Here is an 18,314-nt window from a genome sequence, read left to right on the forward strand (position 1 = left end):
TCATCATCAAGGATCGGGTTGACTTGGTACATCTCCGAGTTTTAAACAGGAATACGATATAACGTATCAATGACATTTTGTGGGTTCTTCATTTTGTATCAATACTTGTAAAATGTGCTTTAGCCTTCTCAGTTTCTGTAAGCGAAATATGGAACATGCCCTGATGTCGGGTTTCGACGTAAAGTCGATCGTTACTGATAACAAAGGATTGTATGCTGCTCGGAACCTCTGCGGAAAGCAGTTCCCACTTGCTGTTGTGAGCATCTAAACGATAAGCACCGCTACCACCGATACCATAGATTGTTGTATCGTCTGCAGCGAATTTGTCTATAACGCTGGGCATACCCGTTTGATCGGTGATGACCTGCCAATGTTCTCCAGTTTGTGACATCAAGACATCTGTATCCGTTGCCAGACAAATCGTTGAACCTGCGAAGGTAATCTCTTTGAAATGCGCAACTGGGATCGGCAGCGTTGAGGTAATGTCTTTCCAGTTGTTTCCATTGTCAAGGGATTGAAACAATTTTCCATTCGATTTACCAGCGTAGACGGTTTCACCTGAAACAGCCAATGTAGATTCCGAATCAATATCGACGAATCCTGTGTCCGTCCATTCCGGATCACCGGGTCTCCATTTGAAAAGCCGCTGTCTATATTCAGCGTAAAATATCCCACCACCGACAGCGAAAGTTCCGATGTTCGTGTGTTTTTTCCTAAGTAGATGCAACCTATATGATGGGTCAGTGCTATCCTCTGGTGCTACCTCGGCTTTAAAAGCGGGGACACCTTGAACGGGAATCAGTTCATCGCCCATAGCGGATGTGCGGAAAATACTCGGTTTGTTCTCTTGAATCGAAATAGCATAAAGGACATTACCGGCAATCTTTAACTTCATGTTCAGATAAAAATCGGTGTTTAATGGGGACGTTTGCTCGTGCGTATTGAAGTGAGCACTTTCCCAAGTTTCACCCCCATCGGTTGACTGCACAAGGTCTCCCCCAATATGCATATAGAGTCTACTATTTAGGGCGAGCAGGTCGTGGATTTTGGGACCTGTCATCCCATTTACAAATGAATGCCAGGACGCACCAGCATCAGTTGTGCGGCTGATGCCGCATGCATCGACTCTGTAAAATATCCTCTCATCAATAGCGATAGCTGGGAATCTGGGTGCCATATATGAACTGATGTTGGATCTGAGGGAAGTCCAAGTTTTTCCGCCATCAACGGATCGAAATTCTGATACACCCAGAACTAAGAGTGTTTTACCTGCAGCCAAGACCTGTATAGCGGAAGCAAGGTTTATCACTTGGGATTTATCTATAGGTGTTATTTCAGTCCACGACGCTCCAAGATCTACTGAGTGAAAAACCTTTTTTTCTAATGTTTCAGGGGTTGGTATGTTTGGAAATGATTTAGCCGAGTAGACAACATCAGGTGCGATTCCGACATAGAGGTTCTTTTTCTCAACGGTCAAGGCGTAAACGGCACCGGATGTGTCAGTAAGCAACTGTTGCCAGTTATTTAAAACGAGGCGATAGAGCCCTCGGTTTGTACCAGCGAATACGGTGTCTCCGATTGCAGCGACTGTATAAATCCGTTTGCCTGCTAATCCGTTGTTTAAGGGCATCCAATGCTGACCGGCATCAGTAGATTGAAAAATACCTTTTTCTTGAAGGGCGAGATACAGTGTTATGTTTTCTTGTGGATTGTGTTTCTGGCTTGCATCGGTGACGATGAGTCCACTGGCGATGCCTTGGGGGCGCTGTCCAAGAGGATTCCACGTATCACCACTGTTTCCTGAAGCGAGCACCTCATCAGCGGAAACAGTATAGAGGGTGCCTTGGTGCTCTGTCATAGGTACCCGGTACTGTCCGGTGGGGATATCAGCGTTAATAAGCACCCATGTTGCCTCGGGTGTCAACCTATAGAGACCCGTTTTTGCGGCAGCGTAGACCGTTCCATCAGCGGCTTTAAAAATGTCATAGACGACACTACCTTTTGGTCCGATTGACTGTGTCCATTGTGAAGCGGAAAAGTTGGCTGCATCGTCGTTCCATGCGTTTGTGGTGAGGGTGGTTTGCGAGGTTTGCATGCCAGCACCGTTATTTTTACTCGGGATGATCGTTCTACCCAGCTGATTCCGCACATCAGGTTGCGCGACAATCTCAATAAGGATAGGTTCATCAACGAGTTCAATGGTAGGTTCAGATTGTGCGTCAAAACTATATGGCTGCTGAAACCGGAGCAAGTATTGACTACCCATACCCAAGAGTATCACCAATGCTATTGCAGCACCGAAAGCTGCCCAAGGGAGTAACGGTTTCTTAGCAGGGGGTGTCGGTGTCGGATTCAGGTCGGCAATGTGTCGCATGACGTTCTCAATGAGAGTGTCAGACAATTGGACCCCGTTAAGCGTTTCCTGCACCAATGTTTCTTCTTCTTGTAAACGCTTGCGGGCACGGCGAATTCGGCTCTTAATTGTATTCACCGACACACCTAAGAATTTGCCGATCTCCTTTGCTGTCATTTCACCGAGATAGTAAAGCGTCACAACGGTACGTTCACTCTCCGGTAGCTGCTCTAGGAGTCTTTTGGCAAGAATTTGCCGACGCTTAGTGTTTTCAGCTTCACGCTGATACGATATATGATGTGCGTAGGAGGCTTCTTCAACCTCTTCTGGACGTGTATCTTCTAAGGATTGCATATTCAACTTGTCCATTTTAGTTTTATTCCGCTTTATCCAATTAATGCAGCGTCGATTCGCGATGACGTAAAGCCATCCTTCAAATCTGTTTGGATCCTCTAATGTCCCAAGTTTTTTGTAGGCTTGGATAAAGGTGTCCTGAGTAATTTCCTCTGCAATGTGAAAATCCCCAATTTTCCGCCATATAAGGGCATGAACACCTTTTTGGTGTTTCTGCATTAATATGCTGAAAGCCTCGTCATCGCCAGATAGAATTCTACGAATCAGTTGAACGTTGTCAGCTACCATCAAAATTCTCCTTGCTACAAGTTAATTTACGGCTATATGCTTCTGGATAGCAAATGGACAGGTTCCCGTGATATTGCCGCTACTCAAGTTGATGTAAAATATGTCCGACATGTGTGATGGTATTGGTGAAATTTAAGAGCATTACGCAGCCCTTTTTAAGTTAAGGACACAATTTATTCCAAAAAGGGTGCATTTAAGGTCAAAAATTCGGATTTTTTTACTTTTTTAAGGTTTTTAAGGGTGAATAGTCTATTTTGGAAGATCATTATCGAATAATACCGTCAAATCATTTATGAAATACGAGAAAAAATAAAAATTGGGTTCCATGCCTGTTTGATGATTTTAAGTCGCTTGATATCGTCACAAAGTAACTTTCTGTGCGATTTTTTCGTAGACTCCCGTTCAACCCAACCTACAATGCAGACGCTGCAGCCTCATTAAATCAGTAATGATACTATTAACCTAATTGTAGCATAAAGTACATTTGTTTTCTGAGATTTTTAGGTTAATGCCTTGTACAGAGCCATTTTTTCTAAGATGCTATTATGTTTAATGTTCATTCGGAGGTTTATGGCGTTGGTGTCAAGATACCCTGTTTCCTACTCAGAGTATTTTTTTAAATTTTCCTATAGATTGTTGTAAATCCCTTATTAGACAGTTTACACCTTTAAGACTTTTTTAACAGTATGCACCTTTTTCGCTAATAGGTGTGTCTTTAAGTTATAAAGCGTGAAAAGTTAGCACGTAGAAAATTTTATCAACTTAACGAGACGAAAGCATGGAGAATAACAGTGAAAGATTTTTTTCCAAAAACCTTGCATCCCCTACATATCTTTGAAGACGATGCGGTGCTTTATGCAGCGGACCTCGAGAAAGCACGCATTGTTGAGCTGTCAGTTGTGATGGCAGAGATGTTGAAGTTTGCGGAGACACAGAACGATCAAGAAATCCAGCGGACACTCGGAAATTCTTATCCGGATGATGACATTTTTGAGGCATTTGAAAGGTTCGCGGTACTTGAGCAGCAAGGTCTACTCTTCAATCGTGGCGAAGGTCTCAGGACGACTTTCGTTACAGAGCGTCAACGGCGCAAGTTACTTGTCGCTATTCCGGGGATCGCTGTAGATTCATTTTTTGATATTGAAACATTATCTGCTGGTACGAACATGGCACTTTCTTACATGTTTCATCACCTCACCAACTACGTAGACCTCTATTTTGCTGGTAAACAAAATCGGAAGTTAGCCGAGTGTATGTATGAGGTCAATATGAATGTGCGCGACTTCAAGCGGCTGAGTCGAAGAATTAGTGAAACATACTTCGGTATTCTCACGCTACATCAAGAGCATGAGAAGTGGCTTTTCCCACTTTACCAAGAGATTGAACTCCCCCCGATTCTGGTTCAGTGTCATGCCCCGCGCGGACACGGTGGGGGAGCTATCAACTCCCTATTACGACATTATGCGGCGATGCGGGATTGTGATGGATTTACTGCGCCCTCAGATTATGTCCGCGACTTTTATTCGGATTACGTCTGGGATCCGAGTTTCTTCAACACGTTGACGAACGGTGTGGATTCGGAGTTGTTTCAACCGATGGATAAGGCAGCAGCGAAGCGGGAAGTCGCTGAAGGGATCCGAGACGCGCGTATTGAGACCATGCCGACTGTTGGTTATCTGTCTCGTGTACAGTCGGAGAAAGGGGCATCGGTCTACTTGAAGTTGGCGGAGTTGAATCCGCATCTACTTTTCTTGATTGCAGGACCAGGGCTCGGTAGGTACGCGTCGCGACAGCTGCCCGATAACCTTGTGTACGTCGGTTTCCATCCACGTGAAAAACTACCGGTTATCTATAACGCTTTTGATGTCTACTGTTTTCTGTCGATGTCAGGTGAAGAGACGTTCGGTTTAACAGTATTGGAGGCGATGGCGTGTGGGGTGCCGCCTGTCGTCCCGAATTTCGATGGTGTTCCGTCGGTTGTCAAGAACGCTGGATTGATTGCGGATGCCGAGAATTTCGACCAAGACATAGCGACGCTTGTAAGTTATCCGTGTCCTATAGATTTTTCTGAAAAAATTAACGCGTTAGTCAGCGATGCAGAGATGCGCGAGACGCTTTCTCGCAAAGCGAGAAAACGGGCAATATCGTTCACGTGGGATAAGACGGCGCGCCGGATTATAGAGTTATTTGAGGAACTGCATCGCAAAAAGCGACTTATGAATCCGAACAGGCTTTTGAATGTGTTTGCGCCGACACAGACGTTAGCATTCAAAGAAACGGAAATGCTGAAATACAAGTCGATTGTCTTAAGTATGAACACGCGTTACGAGCGATGTCTCATAAGAAACGCTTTGTATCCGATGCGTGTTGAAGATGGCTTGGCACTGAGTATTTTGAAAGATCATACTGTCAGAGAAGCCGAGGCACTGCTCTCCGCACTGGTTCCCGATGAGATAGAAGCCAAGGCGACTCTTAAAAGGGTTCGTGGCTTAATTAATGCTACAGCATGATCAATGCGTTTTCAGTTCGGTTTTCTGCGAGGGATCTTTCAGTTTTCAGTTCAGAGATTTTGTGGCAGTTGCTGTATCCATAACCGCCACAAGGCATTAACTGATAACTGAGAATCGATAGTCAATAACCAATAAAAATAGGAGTGAAATTATGGTATCTCAAAGGCGTTATCGATTAAAACAGCATTACAAATTTGAGCAGAAGGATCGCAAGTATGTAGCGGATCTTGAGACAGGCGATATTCTTGAAGTAAACGCCGTGGAATGGGAGATCCTTTCGCGTTATGAATCACAAACATGGTATCAGATCGTAGAGGGATTGAAGCAGGAGTACAAGGTGTCCGCTATCTTTGATGGAATTGAGCGTTTAGAGCACCTCGGCAGACAGGGTTCGCTTTTAAGCCCGGTCATCAGGAGTGTAGGTGAGGCTGCTACCGATTGGGAAGAGACGGAGCGGTATCCGAAGGTGTTGGTCCCGTTCGATTTCGCGCAGGAAAAGTTGTCACTGGACCACGTTGCGAATTTGAAGCGGTATCAACTTTTAACGCATCTGACAAAGTATGCCGAGTTAGAGACGTTAACTCTTTCCAAAGAGGTACCGGAGGCGGATATAGATCTCGGTGAGATTAGTGTTCGCCATATAGAAGTTACGGATGACAATACCTTTTCCCAAGCGTGGTATGCAGGTGCCGACTACACCGGTATCCTGCTCCTGTCCCAATTTCTTTTAAGTGATATGTTCTTCTATCAGGTTCCAGATGTCCCGATTGTGCACTGTATAGAGGGTTTTCAAGGTTTACAAGGGCGTATGCTTGAGACGCTGCTGACGCTGAATGCATTCCAAGATGCGAAAGATACATTGGTTGTTAAGTCATCGTGGATGAAGGCATGGCTCGGTGAGTTGGGTATTCCAGGAGAAAATGTGTGTGTTATTCCCGATGGCATAAACGTGGTTTCCGAACCGTTCGGAGATAAGGCGTTGGCGAAGCGGCACACTGCTGCTATCTTTGATAATCCGATGTTCGTTAAACAACCCGTTATCGGACTGATATCTGGGTTTGAACCGAATCGTGGCGCGGCATGGATTTCTGAGTTTGCGCTATCTAACCGACACCTCGCTATTTTCGTCTATGATGCGATGTTAGCGCGACACGCGGAACATCTGCCGGAGAACGTAGTCGTTTTCAGTATTGACAATGAGAAGAGCCGATCGATTTTACCGTTATTCTTTCAGGCACTGGACCTTGTCTGCTTTCCAGCAGTTCCTGGAACACCACTTTCAGTTGTTTCCGAGGCGATGGCGTACGGTGCAGCTTGTGTTGTGATGACGAAATATGGGATGCCAGCTGAAGTCGCGAGTGCTGGGGTTGCCGTAGAATCAGAATGGGATAATTTTGGTAATTTCCGGGTGCCGATGCGGCAACTGTCAGAAACAATAAACGGGTTGTTGGCACCTTGTAGTGCCCGTGCAGCATTTGAAGACACTGCGAAAGGTGTGATGCAACGATTGACTTGGGAGAAAACGGCAGAGGAGATCGCGCGGTTGTTTAAAGCAGGGCCTCGAAGAAAGAAGAGTCTTTCCAGAACAACGAAGTCGCCATTTCCATCAATTTTCTGTCGTCGATATGACCCAGGGACCGGGACAATAGACACGTGTGCCTATCGACACAGGACGGGCACGTATGAACATCTTGAAACCGCATTGGCAGAAGTGTTGTCTGAACATCATACATCTGCTGAAGTTGATTCGGTTTTCAAGCATTTCCAGTGGGCAGGTTCCGCTCCGACCTCTGATACAATTGATGCTGGAAATAAGTTTCCGAGCCGTGGTGGTCAGGAAACCAATCTCGCCAATATGGAGCATTGGCAGAAAGGAGGAACCCCAAATGAATGCTAAAATCTTTGATAAAATTAATCACTTCCTAAAATCTGAAGAGGGACGTGTTGGTCTCAAAACACCGATGGTATTAGGGATAGCGAGTGGCAGCCTGTTGTTAGCTCAATCAGTGCTTTCCCCATCTGCTTATGCTGATGAGTGCCAGTTTGATTTTGAATGCGACCCAGGCGAATCTTGTGAATCTGTGTGTGATGGGTCACTGGACAATGGCACTTGTGATGGAACGTTGATAAACAAATGCGTTGGATCGTGATCCTTGTGATACAAAAATTGATTCAAGTTATTGACGCTTCGTTTTTAGCGATCCTGTTACGTCATAGCAGGATCGCTCTCCATCAGAAAGTAGTGTGGGCAGGCACGAGACCTTAGGAAACACTCAAGCAACCCCCAGATTTATTTAATTTAAACTTCCTGGAACCTCGCCTACAGAGGAGAATGATACACTGCTCCTAAACAAAGCAATTGAGAATACACGGATGTCATACTACGAGACTTTTCTTCTATTTTTAGCCCTTATCTTCTGTGGGTATGCAAGTTACACCGATCTGAAGACACAGAAGATCCGCAACATTTGTTCCTTAGGGCTCCTTTATGCAGGGATACTGAGCCAATTGATGTCATGGTATCTCGGCACGACAACGCCGCTCTATATCTTGGGGCTTTTCTTTGGAAGCGGGCTTATCGCCTTCGCGTTCTATTGGTTCGGTATCTTCTCACCGGGTGATTCCAAACTCCTTTGGGGATTGGGTCTGATTTTACCGTTATCGCTTTTCAAAGGCTTGAGCGGTAGCCTGAGCTTTCCACCGTTAATTCTCGCGCTGAATATCGTCATTCCCTATTCGGTAGGGTTGCTCACGTATCTGTTCTTCAAATTTGCATTGATGCCAAACAAGTTAGCATTTCTCCGCAGTTCTGTGAGGTCAAACTTTCAGATCGCAGCACTCCTTGAGAAACTTTTTAATCTGTTTTTCTTTATCGGTATCGCAACCGCGCTGACATCCCTGTTGGAGCTGCTGGACTGGCAACCTGACCGATTTGTACGTCTACTTTTGGTCTTAACGGTTTTCATTTTAATACAGAAGATGCTGGCACCGGTTCCGAAAACGCCGGTGTATTATGTGATTGTCGGGTTCGCGTGGGTCTGGCTCTCAGTTCGCTCAGCACCGTCTGTGTCAGTGTTTCTGTTAGGCTTTGCTTTTTTCTCAGGATTGTATCTCCTCGTTTTTGTTATTGCCAAGCAGTTGGTCCTCGGTTTAGCGAGTATCGCGTTAGATAATACTGTTGATGTGAACGGTCTGCAAGTCGGTATGATTCCTGCGGAGCAGATTGTTCGGGTACCGCGACCGGATGGTGGTGTCCGTTACGAGAAAAGACAGGTTGCGTTTTCAAGTGGTCAGGACGACAACATTGTCGTTTCGCCGAATCCTATGGGGCTTGATGCCGAAGAAATAGCGGACTTGCAGCACCTGGCAGCATCCGGTGCGCTTGCGGAATTTAAGAACCAAATAAAGATTCAACCTTCTGTTCGTTTCGCACCGGTGATTTCCATCGGGGCACTTCTCACGGTTCTCTGCCAAGGACCCTTTTATCTGAAACTGATGCAGCTATTTTAATAGTTATCAGTTATCGGTTCGGTTTTTCTGCGAAAAACCTTTCAGTTTTCAGTTAAGAGGTTTTCGTTTAGCAGAACCCTCTTGTAACTGATAACTGATAACTGATAACTGACAACTATTCTCACACGAAAGGATTACGAATCAAAACATTTTGATTTTATTTTTTATGAAACGTGCAATTTTAGTTCTAATAGTTTTGACGCTGGGAGTGACATTACCACCACTTTATTCACAATGGGCAGAATCTCAAAGACTTAAACAGATACAAACCGTAAAACAACAGGCACGTCCGGTTTTCGGGGATCGTTTGGAAATGGTAATGACAGGACTTGAAAGCGGTACACCGCCTTCTGTAGTGATCTTGTATACCAGCGGGACGCGAAGCCACCTGGAGCCGTGCGGGTGTTATCAAGAGCAGTCCGGTGGATTGCCGAGACGTGCTTATGTTGTCGAGGAATTTCGGAAGCGTGGATTCCTGACGCTTTTGGTTGATGCTGGAAACATTTTTGATGGTGAGGCAGAGATAGATGCACGCCGCTGTGAAACGAATATGAAAGCATTGACAGCGATGCAGTATTCAGCAATGGCACTGAGTGAATCGGATCTTACATACTCGGATACTTATCTGAGGCGACAGCGCGCCGTTGCGGCTTTTCCGTTTTTAGCACCCGATGTGAGGCGCGACAATTTCACGCAGCCGTTTGTCGTTGAACAAATTGGACAACACAGCGTCGCTTTTGTTGTAGGTGAAGCCCCCGAGGAAATAATATCGCTGTCAGATATTGTTGTGGCTTTAGGGGATCCAAAGGACGCTGAACATATTGATGTTGTGATTTACCCAGACGAGACCGAACCAATGGGCACTGAAGATGGACCCCTTTATGTTGGTTGTAAATCTGAAGGTAAGACATTGGGCGTGTTGGCACTCTGGATAGATTCAAACGCGCAGGTGGCGCGCCACTATGCAACGGAAGTGGCATTGACAGCGGAAGTCGGTGAATCTGAAACTGTCCGTCAACTGCTCACGGATTTCTATCGAGAGATGGCATCTGAAAACCCGTCGCAGGATTCGCGGCTTTTTGCCAAGCAACTTTTAGAACAGCAGCAGGAAAACGGATATGCCTCGGCAACAGCCTGCCAGCGATGCCATGAGCAGGAATATCTGCAATGGTCCGCCACGCGCCACGCTTTCGCCTACGAGACCCTTCTGAAGAAAGAGCGGTACTTCGACACAGGGTGTGTCTCCTGCCATACGACTGGATTTGGGTATTCAACAGGATTTCAGATCGGCGACTCGGATTCAGCACTCGAAGGGGTGCAGTGCGAAACCTGCCACGGGCCCGGCAAGCAACACGTCGGCAACCCGAAAAAGAGCAATATCCGCAATGGTGCCGATACATCCCTCTGTTTGCAATGCCACGACACAAAACATTCGCCCGGTTTCTCTGCCGTGGTCGCACTGCATACCAAGGATGTTGATCACAGCCTCGCACCGATGAACTTAGAGGAACTCTTAGCGTCTCGCATCGCACGGATGGGGAAACCGACGCTGGAACTGTTTGTGATGAGTCATTGTCCCTACGGCGTTCAGGCGGAAGAAAAGATTATTCCGATTGTGAAAAAGTTTGGAAACGCGATTGATTTCAAGCTGCAGTTTATCGCACAGGAGAAGATGGCACCCGCCGCGCAAAATATATCGCTGTTTACAAGCCTCCACGGCTACCCCGAAGTCGCAGAGGATATCCGACAGCTGCTGATCGCACAAGAATATCCAGATCGGTATCTTGACTATATTTTATGCCGCGGCAAGAAACTGGACAAGAGCTGGGAGAACTGCGCGCAGAAACTTGGTATTGACGTGGCAAAGATTCAAGCGTTGTTTGATGCACCGGAAGCAGAGCAGCTTTTCCGTGAAAATATTGCGCGTGCTGCGGATTTACGGATTAAAGCGTCTCCAACGATTTTGGTGGATGGGCATAAATTTCGAGCAAATCAATTATTGCGGGAGAGTGGAACACCCTGCGAATAAAGGAGGTTACAGACCTCTAAATGGAGTTTTACGATGAATCCTGACATCTTCCGAGCCTATGATATTCGTGGTATTTTTGGCGTAGATTTTGAACCAAAAGACTTTTATCGCATTGCGTGTGCGTATGCCAACTGTTTTCAACCAAAGACCGTTGCATTGGGGCATGATGTTCGTGAAAGTTCGCCGCAGTTGTGGCGACAGGTTGCAAACGGTTTACAAGATAGCGGTGCTGAGGTGATTAACCTTGGGCAGATTTCGACGGATATGCTCTATTTCAGTGTCGCACACTATAAAACAGATGGCGGTATTGTAATTTCGGCATCACATAACCCTGCTGTATATAACGGCATGAAACTGGTTCGCCGACATGCCGCGCCGATCTCCGCGGACACTGGACTCCTTGATCTGCGAGATGCCATTGTAAGCGAACGCCCATTTAAGAAACGAAACGGACACCACTGTGCTATCTTTCAATCCTCTCAATTTCTGAACGCATATTTAGCACATCTTCGTTCGTTTGCTGATTTGGAACGGTTATTGACAAAACGGATCGTTATCAACGCCAATAGTGGACTCGCCGGGCAGATTGCTGAACGCCTATTAGCAGACACACCGATTCAGGTATGTAGGCGTTTGTTTGTAGATCCCGATGGGAGCTTCGCAAAGATTCCTGGTGGTAGACCCGATCCGCTGAGACCAGAAAACCGTGAGTTAACCGCAGCAGCGGTTAGGCAAACAGGCGCAGACTTGGCGGTGGCATGGGATGCCGATGCCGATCGATGCTTTTTCTTTGATGAGACGGGAACGTTTGTTGAAGGGTGTTATATCACGGCACTACTCGCAGAACGCATCCTGCCGGAGCGAAGTGGCGGTGGGGTCATCTTTGATCCGAGAGCGGTGTGGGCGGTAGAGCATGCTGTCATCTCTGCGAACGGCATCCCGATTCTCAACCGGTGTGGGCACTCGTTCATCAAAGCGCGTATGCGAAAAACAGATGCTCTTTTCGCCGGAGAGGCGAGCGGACACTATTACTTCCGAGACAATTTCTATGCCGACAACGGGATGATTCCATTTCTACTCCTGCTTGAATATCTCAGTATAAATGGAATATCGTTAACTGAAACCGTGAATCCTTTGCGAGCGGCATATCCGGTCTCCGGTGAGATCAACTACTCTTTTGAAACACGTTCTCAGATACCGGATGCACTGGATGTCATTAGCGATGCGATACACGCTTGGGGCGATCCGCGTCTTGAAGCACCCATTGATGGTTTATCTGTCAGATTTCTATCGGGTTCTGGCAGTTGGCGATTTAATCTCCGGGAATCCAATACAGAACCGCTGCTGCGGTTGAATGTTGAAGCGATTGGAGAAGAGAGTCTTTTGATTGAAAAGACGATAAGAATCAGTGAGAAACTTGAGAGCATCGGAGGCAAACGAAACACGAAATTCCGCTGGGAACCTGAAAATCTGTCTAAAAGACGCTAATTCAAATTATTTTCTTAAGGTTTTTTATTTCCATCCGATTACTACTTCCACTCTTGCGAACTCACATTGTTGGAATTCGCCTTTCACGTGAAACTTAAAACGAGAGTATACATCAAAGATTGTTTTATTTTTCACAGTATGCACCCTTTTGGGAAAAAATTGTGTCTTCTAATTATAGAGAAGGTATTCCATACCTTTTCTATAAGTTGGACAATTTATGTGTTATTAGGCAAATTTTTCACGATACGTATGAAACGCCGAAAACACAGACACAATTTCCTCAGCGGAACGACATATAGAAAAAAGGTTAGAGAGATACCCAAGGTATTGCCAACTAACTTAATCTATTACGTGAGGGTTTTCAAAATGCGTCCAACACTTAAGAAATGGTAGTTTTCTATTTTTTAAAGGTGCGCCGTGGGTGATATGAACACCCATCGGCGCGGCACTGCCATAGTAATTTTAGAGGAATATAACAGTACTAACCTAATTATAGCATAGAATAAAACTTTTGTTCAACTTTTAGGTTAGTCCCCAAGACTATTTAGTTTTAGGATTTTCCTGAATTCTATCGGGAAGTTGTGAGTTAGAGTTCACTCTACACCGTAGGATGTAGGACTGAGAATCGAGAATTGTCAAAAACTGAATAGTCATAATAGGAAAGATTGCCGAGAATGCGAAATACCTGATTGTTTCCATTTCAAAAGCAATCGTCTGAAAATTGCCTATATCGTTGCCATAGGCATTATAGGCAGAAAGGACAGGTCACAGATGAAACTTCAAATTACTCTCAAATTTGTAGCATCTTTGCTAATATTAGGTGTTGCTGCACTTACGCTCTCTCCGATAGCGGAGGTAAGTGCCGGTGATTGTGCAGACGCTTATGAGAATTGCGTCAATGCTATAAATAACATAGACTGTGGTTGGCCACCCAGCTGGTCTTGTATCGTTTCCGTAGGCAGGATGCTTGCCAATTGTTGGGAGATATACCTTGAGTGTATCCGTTAAGTGTATCAGTCCAGTCTGATAAACAGCAACGTTCGTCACTCACACAACGTGTGAGTGACGACATTTACTCAGGAAGGAGAATTCTTAATTATGAAATCCTCTGTTTTTTTTCTTTCTTATTCTATATGCCTCTGGCTGATGCTTTTGATAGGGGCCCCCGCGCTTCTCACAGTAGGGAACGCCAACGAACTTGGGGAAACGCCGAATATCAGGGAAAATAAACTCTCTGCAAGCGAGCAAAAAATCTTCACACTCTTGAAGACAGAATTTCCCGGAGAACTGCTTCGGGACGAGTTCAAAACGCTCCGGAAACTCTCTGAACACAAGAGGTACCTGAATTACCTCTCGGAAACCTACGCTGCTGAGAAACCTTTTAAGAAGTTTGAGCAATTTCCAAAAAACGTACTGCCTCCCAAAGAACGGTATCTCAAATACTTTCAGGAACACTTCAACGTCAAAAACGTTGATGAAATTACAGAAAGAGAGCATGCCATTTTCCATCAACTGTCTGAGCAACTCTGGAAAATCGATGTCCAACAACTTCACGGTGAGGAGATGACTCCAGATGCTATGATGCCCTTTCTAATGAAGGGCATAATGAATAAGGATGTTCAGGAATGGATGGTTCAGCGCAAAATTGTCACACAAGAGAATGCAGGACCTCAAATTGGACAATTCTTATTAAGCCTAATGGTTTTTAATCTTGATATCGTCATCAAAGACATAGAAGGCACTAAAACACTTTTGGAAACACACGGGCAAAATGATGGACTCATAAGGCTCGCTATCCAAAAACCCCTCTTATTTGCAAGAATTCTCTCAAGTTTTAATGACACCGATGTTTTTTTTACATGGACAAAAAGGAGGAGAGTTCAATGAAAATTAGATGGTACCACCTGGCACTATGTGCAATCCCGCTCTGCCTCGTTGGAACGTTTCTTTTGTTGTGGACACCCACAACAAAAGAAACCCCTACTGTCAGCAGCACCTCCAACATAGAAGCGGATACAGCAATTGTCAATCTTTCCCAAGAGCAGACGGAAGACGACCCCTTTGTTTTGAAAAACTTATCGAACGTGCTGAGTTTTGAAGAACTCGCTAAACTCTATCCGGATGCCCCACTTGTGGCTGCCTTCCATTCAATGTTCACGGACGAAGATCGGGACGCCATGGACGCTGATGCAAAAAAGGCTTATGAAATCATCGCTTCTGGGGAATTTTTCGACTTTTTCGCCACAAAACCCACAACCAAAGAATTCGATAGGTGGTGGGCGGAACGCGGTTTCTTTTACGATCCGGAGCGTTTCAAAAAAGCGTTTCGAGAATATTTCCCAGATGGGGAACCTGAGGACTACGAACCTGAAATGCGAGCGAAATATGCAGCACTTTTTGAAGGTATCACTGCGGAGAATGAAATAGATATGGTTTTCGCTAATGCTGCTAAATTTATTACGGATTCGCGCAATCAGGCATGGATTAAAGGGTATTTTAATAGAGAAGGGATAGGTAGAGAGGAAACGCTCACTGCCTGGACTTCAGGTATTCGTCAGCAACTTATTCACGGGGATACCTCAAATGATGAAACAATCCACGGTTCCGATCCAGTAGAATTTGCCATACCAAGTGAAAGTGATGGATTCTCGCAAGGTGAAACTAACGGGTTGTCCCAAGAGACACCCCCTCCAGATGCCAACACATTCATTGATGTTGAGTCTGCTGATATTTCTGAGGACTCGTTTCCATTTGATGATTTGCTCCAAAAAGATCCTGAAACCATCACACTGGAGACACTTGAGGCATTGGAATCCGTGGGACTCCCAACAGAAGAAAACATTGAGTCACAACTCCGCAAACAACTCAATCCTGAGAGATTTTCACCACAACGACTCAATAAGGCAATGCAAACCCTTAACCAATATGGACCCGAAGAAGGTGTTCGTAGACTCAGAGAATCAGACCCTGAAATTGCCGAAGTTGTTGAGAGGCGTATCGGGGCGCCGAAGGAGCCAAGTCAATGAAAAAAAAGGTTTTCCTCTATGCAAGTATATTCCTTATGGGGAGTGCATTCCTTGCTATTGGTATGGTTTATATCAACGATACGCGCCAAATACAACCTGATAAACAACTCGTGCCTGCTGTCTCCGAACAAAACGAAAACGTAGAAATAACTACGTCAACAGCAAAAAAAGAAGACTGTGACTGTTGTACAGAACGAATGATGCGTGTCAAGGAGATGATAAGACGGGCAAGAGAACGTAAACAAGCAGAAGCAAAAGCAAATGAAAGGATACGCCATGAGAACCAAACAACCAAGTAAGCGCAGATACTTTTTACATATCATCGCTGGAGCAACCATTGCGTGCATTTTACTCATTGCTTTATGGATTCGCATTCAGACTCCAGCTGGCTCGTATACGGAATTTTCTTCTAACGACGCTTATCTTTACTATTGGCAAGCCGAGCTTATCTCCGAACACGGAAAACTCCCCGAACGGGATATGCATCGGTGGTTGCCAGTGGGTAGAGATTTAGGGCAAACCCTGAATCTCTACTCCTATATACTCGCCTACACGCATAAAGCGATAGCATGGGTATTTCCCAACATCTCGCTTTATCACGTCTCTTTCTACATGCCAGTCATCTGCTTTTGTATGGGACTCGGTGTCATCTGCTTTTTTCTCTACCGTACTTTTGGATTTTTCTTTTCCAGTTTCGTTGGGATTCTTTTAGCCACCCTTCCCGGCACCATAACCCGCAGTATTGCTGGATTCAGCGATAGAGATAGTTGGTGTCTATTGCTCGGCATCCTGTCTGTCATCACTTATCTCACGGCTCTACAAGTGCAAGCACCACGTAAACGGATTCTTTGGACGCTCATCAGCGGTTTTTTCGTTTTCCTCGGTGGCCTTTCTTGGGAAGGATTCGGCGTGTTCCTGAGTATTATTCTTTTTGTTGAAATCTGGCGGTTTCTATCCTCCGAAACAGAAGAAGGCTTAGGGTTTTATCTTTTGTGGGTATCTACCTTCGTCCCTGCACTCTATCTTTCATCCTCTGCCTATCGGAGCGGGCATGGCTTTTCAACACATCTCTTTGCACTTATGCTGATGCCACCGATCGTTGTTTTGTGCATCCGTACCTTTCGCTACTTTATTATCACAAAAGGTTTCCCCCTGGCAGATAAACTTCATTCACGTGCGCGCACAATTTCTCTGGGTTTAATGATCCTTTGCCTCGCAATGATACTCGGGTATATTGGTATTCAAATGGACACGTTTATAAATACTACAGTACCATTCAGCGAGAACCCGCTCATGCAAAGCGTACAAGAATTAATGGATTTTAAGTACAATTCTTGGGTCGCCCTCTACGGTAGTATCTCTTTTTTAGGATGTATTGGACTCATGGTTTCTTGCATGCACCGCTGGAAAACACTCGGTTCCGTGTTTGTATTCCCAGTCTGCCTGTTCATTGTGACAACTTTCTTGTCAGAAGAACTCAGCGCGATTTTGGGCGCGGACATGAGCCGGATGCTTTTTTTGGCATCCATATTTTTTACCATTAGTATTGTCCTTCTCATTGCATGGCGGATAAACGAAACCAACAAATACGAAGAGGTCTATATAGCAGGCATAGCATGGTTGTTTTTTTGGGTCGCTCTCACACGGGACGCAGCGCGATATAGTTTCTTTCTCGGACCTGCTATTGCTTTTTTTACTGCTGAATTGATACAAATCGGTTTGATGACTTTGATAAAAAAACTTAAACCCGTAAACCTCTTGCGTAAAAACAACGCACAATTCCTGCTAAAATTCGGAGTTGTCCTGGTCGTACTTACAGCACTTATGTTCTGGCAACCTCTAGGCGGATATGCTACGCGTATGGTTACTTCGATAAAAATAGTAAAAAAAGCATCATCAGGAGATCTCGCAAGAAAAAAAGCATTCAGGTGGATGAAGGCACAACTGCCAAGCAATACCGTTGTTGCAGCCAACTGGAGTTACGGAAGCAAGCTCAATGTTCTTGGTGGTGTCAAAACCATTATTGATCAGGATCATTACATACAGCATTGGATCCATTTATACAATCGATACATTTTTTGTGGACAGTCAGAAATAGAAGCCCTCCAGTTCCTAAAAACTCACAAAGCAACACACCTCATGATCAGCGAGGAAGGTCTCGTTGCAGCTGCACCTAACCATTCGGCAATCGGAAGTACTTCAACACAAAACCTCCGATTTGAAATTACGCCACTCCTTATTATTAAACACCCACAAAAACGGACCCTTTTGGTTCCTATTGAGGAAAATGACTTTTTCAAAGATATTCAATGGAATCCTCATACCAACAAAAAAGCAAAAGCCGTTCTTTATGACGGTCAGACTGTAGAGATTCCTTATGTTGTTTATCTTGACAAAAAACGCGTCCACTCGGAAAGTCAAACGGACTCTAAATTTGGCGGCATTGTAATGTATTTTGACGAACATCAGAAATATCAAAAAGGCTATTATGTACCGCCAATCGCATGGAATATGCTTTCTATCCAATTGTTCTTAAGAGACATTCCAAACAAAACTTTCGCTCCTGTTTACCCAATAGAAAACTTCTCAACCGCGCCCGTCAAAATCTGGGAAATACGCTATCCGACCAACATACAACCAAATTCCAAATATCTCAAAACCGAGATTCCAGAAATGGACGCAGAGTTAAAACTTGAATAAATATGCCCACAAATGGTATCACTCTTTTTCGCCTTTCTTTGCTTGAGAGTATTAAG

At 45.0% G+C, this 18,314-nt stretch carries 12 protein-coding genes; 11 read left to right on the plus strand and 1 reads right to left on the minus strand.

From position 1 onward, the window contains the following. Positions 1-88: 88 nt before the first annotated feature. Positions 89-2,995: a sigma-70 family RNA polymerase sigma factor gene (locus OXH00_02215; GenBank protein ID MCY3739816.1), complete on the minus strand. Its 2,907-nt coding sequence runs from the start codon at positions 2,993-2,995 to the stop codon at positions 89-91. Positions 2,996-3,786: 791 nt separating this feature from the next. Between OXH00_02215 and OXH00_02220 the strand changes: the two genes are divergently transcribed. The 11 genes from OXH00_02220 (at position 3,787) to OXH00_02270 (ending at position 18,258) form a co-directional block, all read left to right on the plus strand. After that, on the plus strand, positions 3,787-5,505 hold the full coding sequence (locus OXH00_02220) for a glycosyltransferase family 4 protein (protein ID MCY3739817.1): 1,719 nt from the start codon (positions 3,787-3,789) through the stop codon (positions 5,503-5,505). 151 nt (positions 5,506-5,656) lie between these two features. Beyond that, complete coding sequence (locus OXH00_02225) at positions 5,657-7,402, plus strand: hypothetical protein (protein ID MCY3739818.1); 1,746 nt, start codon at positions 5,657-5,659, stop codon at positions 7,400-7,402. Further along, complete coding sequence (locus OXH00_02230; GenBank protein ID MCY3739819.1) at positions 7,392-7,655, plus strand: hypothetical protein; 264 nt, start codon at positions 7,392-7,394, stop codon at positions 7,653-7,655. Before OXH00_02225 ends, OXH00_02230 begins: the two co-directional genes overlap by 11 nt. A gap of 223 nt (positions 7,656-7,878) precedes the next feature. After that, a complete protein-coding gene (locus OXH00_02235; GenBank protein ID MCY3739820.1) occupies positions 7,879-9,015 on the plus strand; it encodes a hypothetical protein in 1,137 nt (378 codons plus the stop codon). Between the two features lie 166 nt (positions 9,016-9,181). Beyond that, entirely contained in the window at positions 9,182-11,044 is a 1,863-nt protein-coding gene (locus tag OXH00_02240) for a multiheme c-type cytochrome (protein MCY3739821.1), read from the plus strand. Positions 11,045-11,077: 33 nt separating this feature from the next. Beyond that, complete coding sequence (locus OXH00_02245) at positions 11,078-12,532, plus strand: phosphomannomutase/phosphoglucomutase (protein ID MCY3739822.1); 1,455 nt, start codon at positions 11,078-11,080, stop codon at positions 12,530-12,532. A 771-nt stretch (positions 12,533-13,303) separates the two neighbouring features. Then, positions 13,304-13,540 carry a hypothetical protein gene (locus OXH00_02250; protein MCY3739823.1) on the plus strand — a complete coding sequence of 79 codons (237 nt, stop codon included), beginning with the start codon at positions 13,304-13,306 and terminating at the stop codon, positions 13,538-13,540. A 90-nt stretch (positions 13,541-13,630) separates the two neighbouring features. After that, entirely contained in the window at positions 13,631-14,419 is a 789-nt protein-coding gene (locus OXH00_02255; protein MCY3739824.1) for a hypothetical protein, read from the plus strand. Continuing rightward, entirely contained in the window at positions 14,416-15,558 is a 1,143-nt protein-coding gene (locus OXH00_02260; GenBank protein ID MCY3739825.1) for a hypothetical protein, read from the plus strand. The genes OXH00_02255 and OXH00_02260 overlap by 4 nt, the downstream gene beginning before the upstream one ends. Beyond that, the gene (locus tag OXH00_02265; GenBank protein ID MCY3739826.1) at positions 15,555-15,857 is read left to right on the plus strand and encodes a hypothetical protein; all 303 of its coding nucleotides are present in this window, start codon (positions 15,555-15,557) and stop codon (positions 15,855-15,857) included. The genes OXH00_02260 and OXH00_02265 overlap by 4 nt, the downstream gene beginning before the upstream one ends. After that, positions 15,835-18,258, plus strand: coding sequence for a hypothetical protein (locus tag OXH00_02270; protein ID MCY3739827.1), 2,424 nt, complete (start codon positions 15,835-15,837; stop codon positions 18,256-18,258). Before OXH00_02265 ends, OXH00_02270 begins: the two co-directional genes overlap by 23 nt. Positions 18,259-18,314 lie beyond the last annotated feature (56 nt).

Source organism: Candidatus Poribacteria bacterium (assembly GCA_026706025.1).
Classification (GTDB): domain Bacteria; phylum Poribacteria; class WGA-4E; order WGA-4E; family WGA-3G; genus WGA-3G.

Coding starts and splice junctions, on each gene's coding strand:
- OXH00_02215 (MCY3739816.1), bottom strand. CDS start 2,995: ATGGTAGCTGACAACGTTCAACTGATTCGTAGAATTCTATCTGGCGAT.
- OXH00_02225 (MCY3739818.1), top strand. CDS start 5,657: ATGGTATCTCAAAGGCGTTATCGATTAAAACAGCATTACAAATTTGAG.
- OXH00_02230 (MCY3739819.1), top strand. CDS start 7,392: ATGAATGCTAAAATCTTTGATAAAATTAATCACTTCCTAAAATCTGAA.
- OXH00_02235 (MCY3739820.1), top strand. CDS start 7,879: ATGTCATACTACGAGACTTTTCTTCTATTTTTAGCCCTTATCTTCTGT.
- OXH00_02240 (MCY3739821.1), top strand. CDS start 9,182: ATGAAACGTGCAATTTTAGTTCTAATAGTTTTGACGCTGGGAGTGACA.
- OXH00_02245 (MCY3739822.1), top strand. CDS start 11,078: ATGAATCCTGACATCTTCCGAGCCTATGATATTCGTGGTATTTTTGGC.
- OXH00_02250 (MCY3739823.1), top strand. CDS start 13,304: ATGAAACTTCAAATTACTCTCAAATTTGTAGCATCTTTGCTAATATTA.
- OXH00_02255 (MCY3739824.1), top strand. CDS start 13,631: ATGAAATCCTCTGTTTTTTTTCTTTCTTATTCTATATGCCTCTGGCTG.
- OXH00_02260 (MCY3739825.1), top strand. CDS start 14,416: ATGAAAATTAGATGGTACCACCTGGCACTATGTGCAATCCCGCTCTGC.
- OXH00_02265 (MCY3739826.1), top strand. CDS start 15,555: ATGAAAAAAAAGGTTTTCCTCTATGCAAGTATATTCCTTATGGGGAGT.
- OXH00_02270 (MCY3739827.1), top strand. CDS start 15,835: ATGAGAACCAAACAACCAAGTAAGCGCAGATACTTTTTACATATCATC.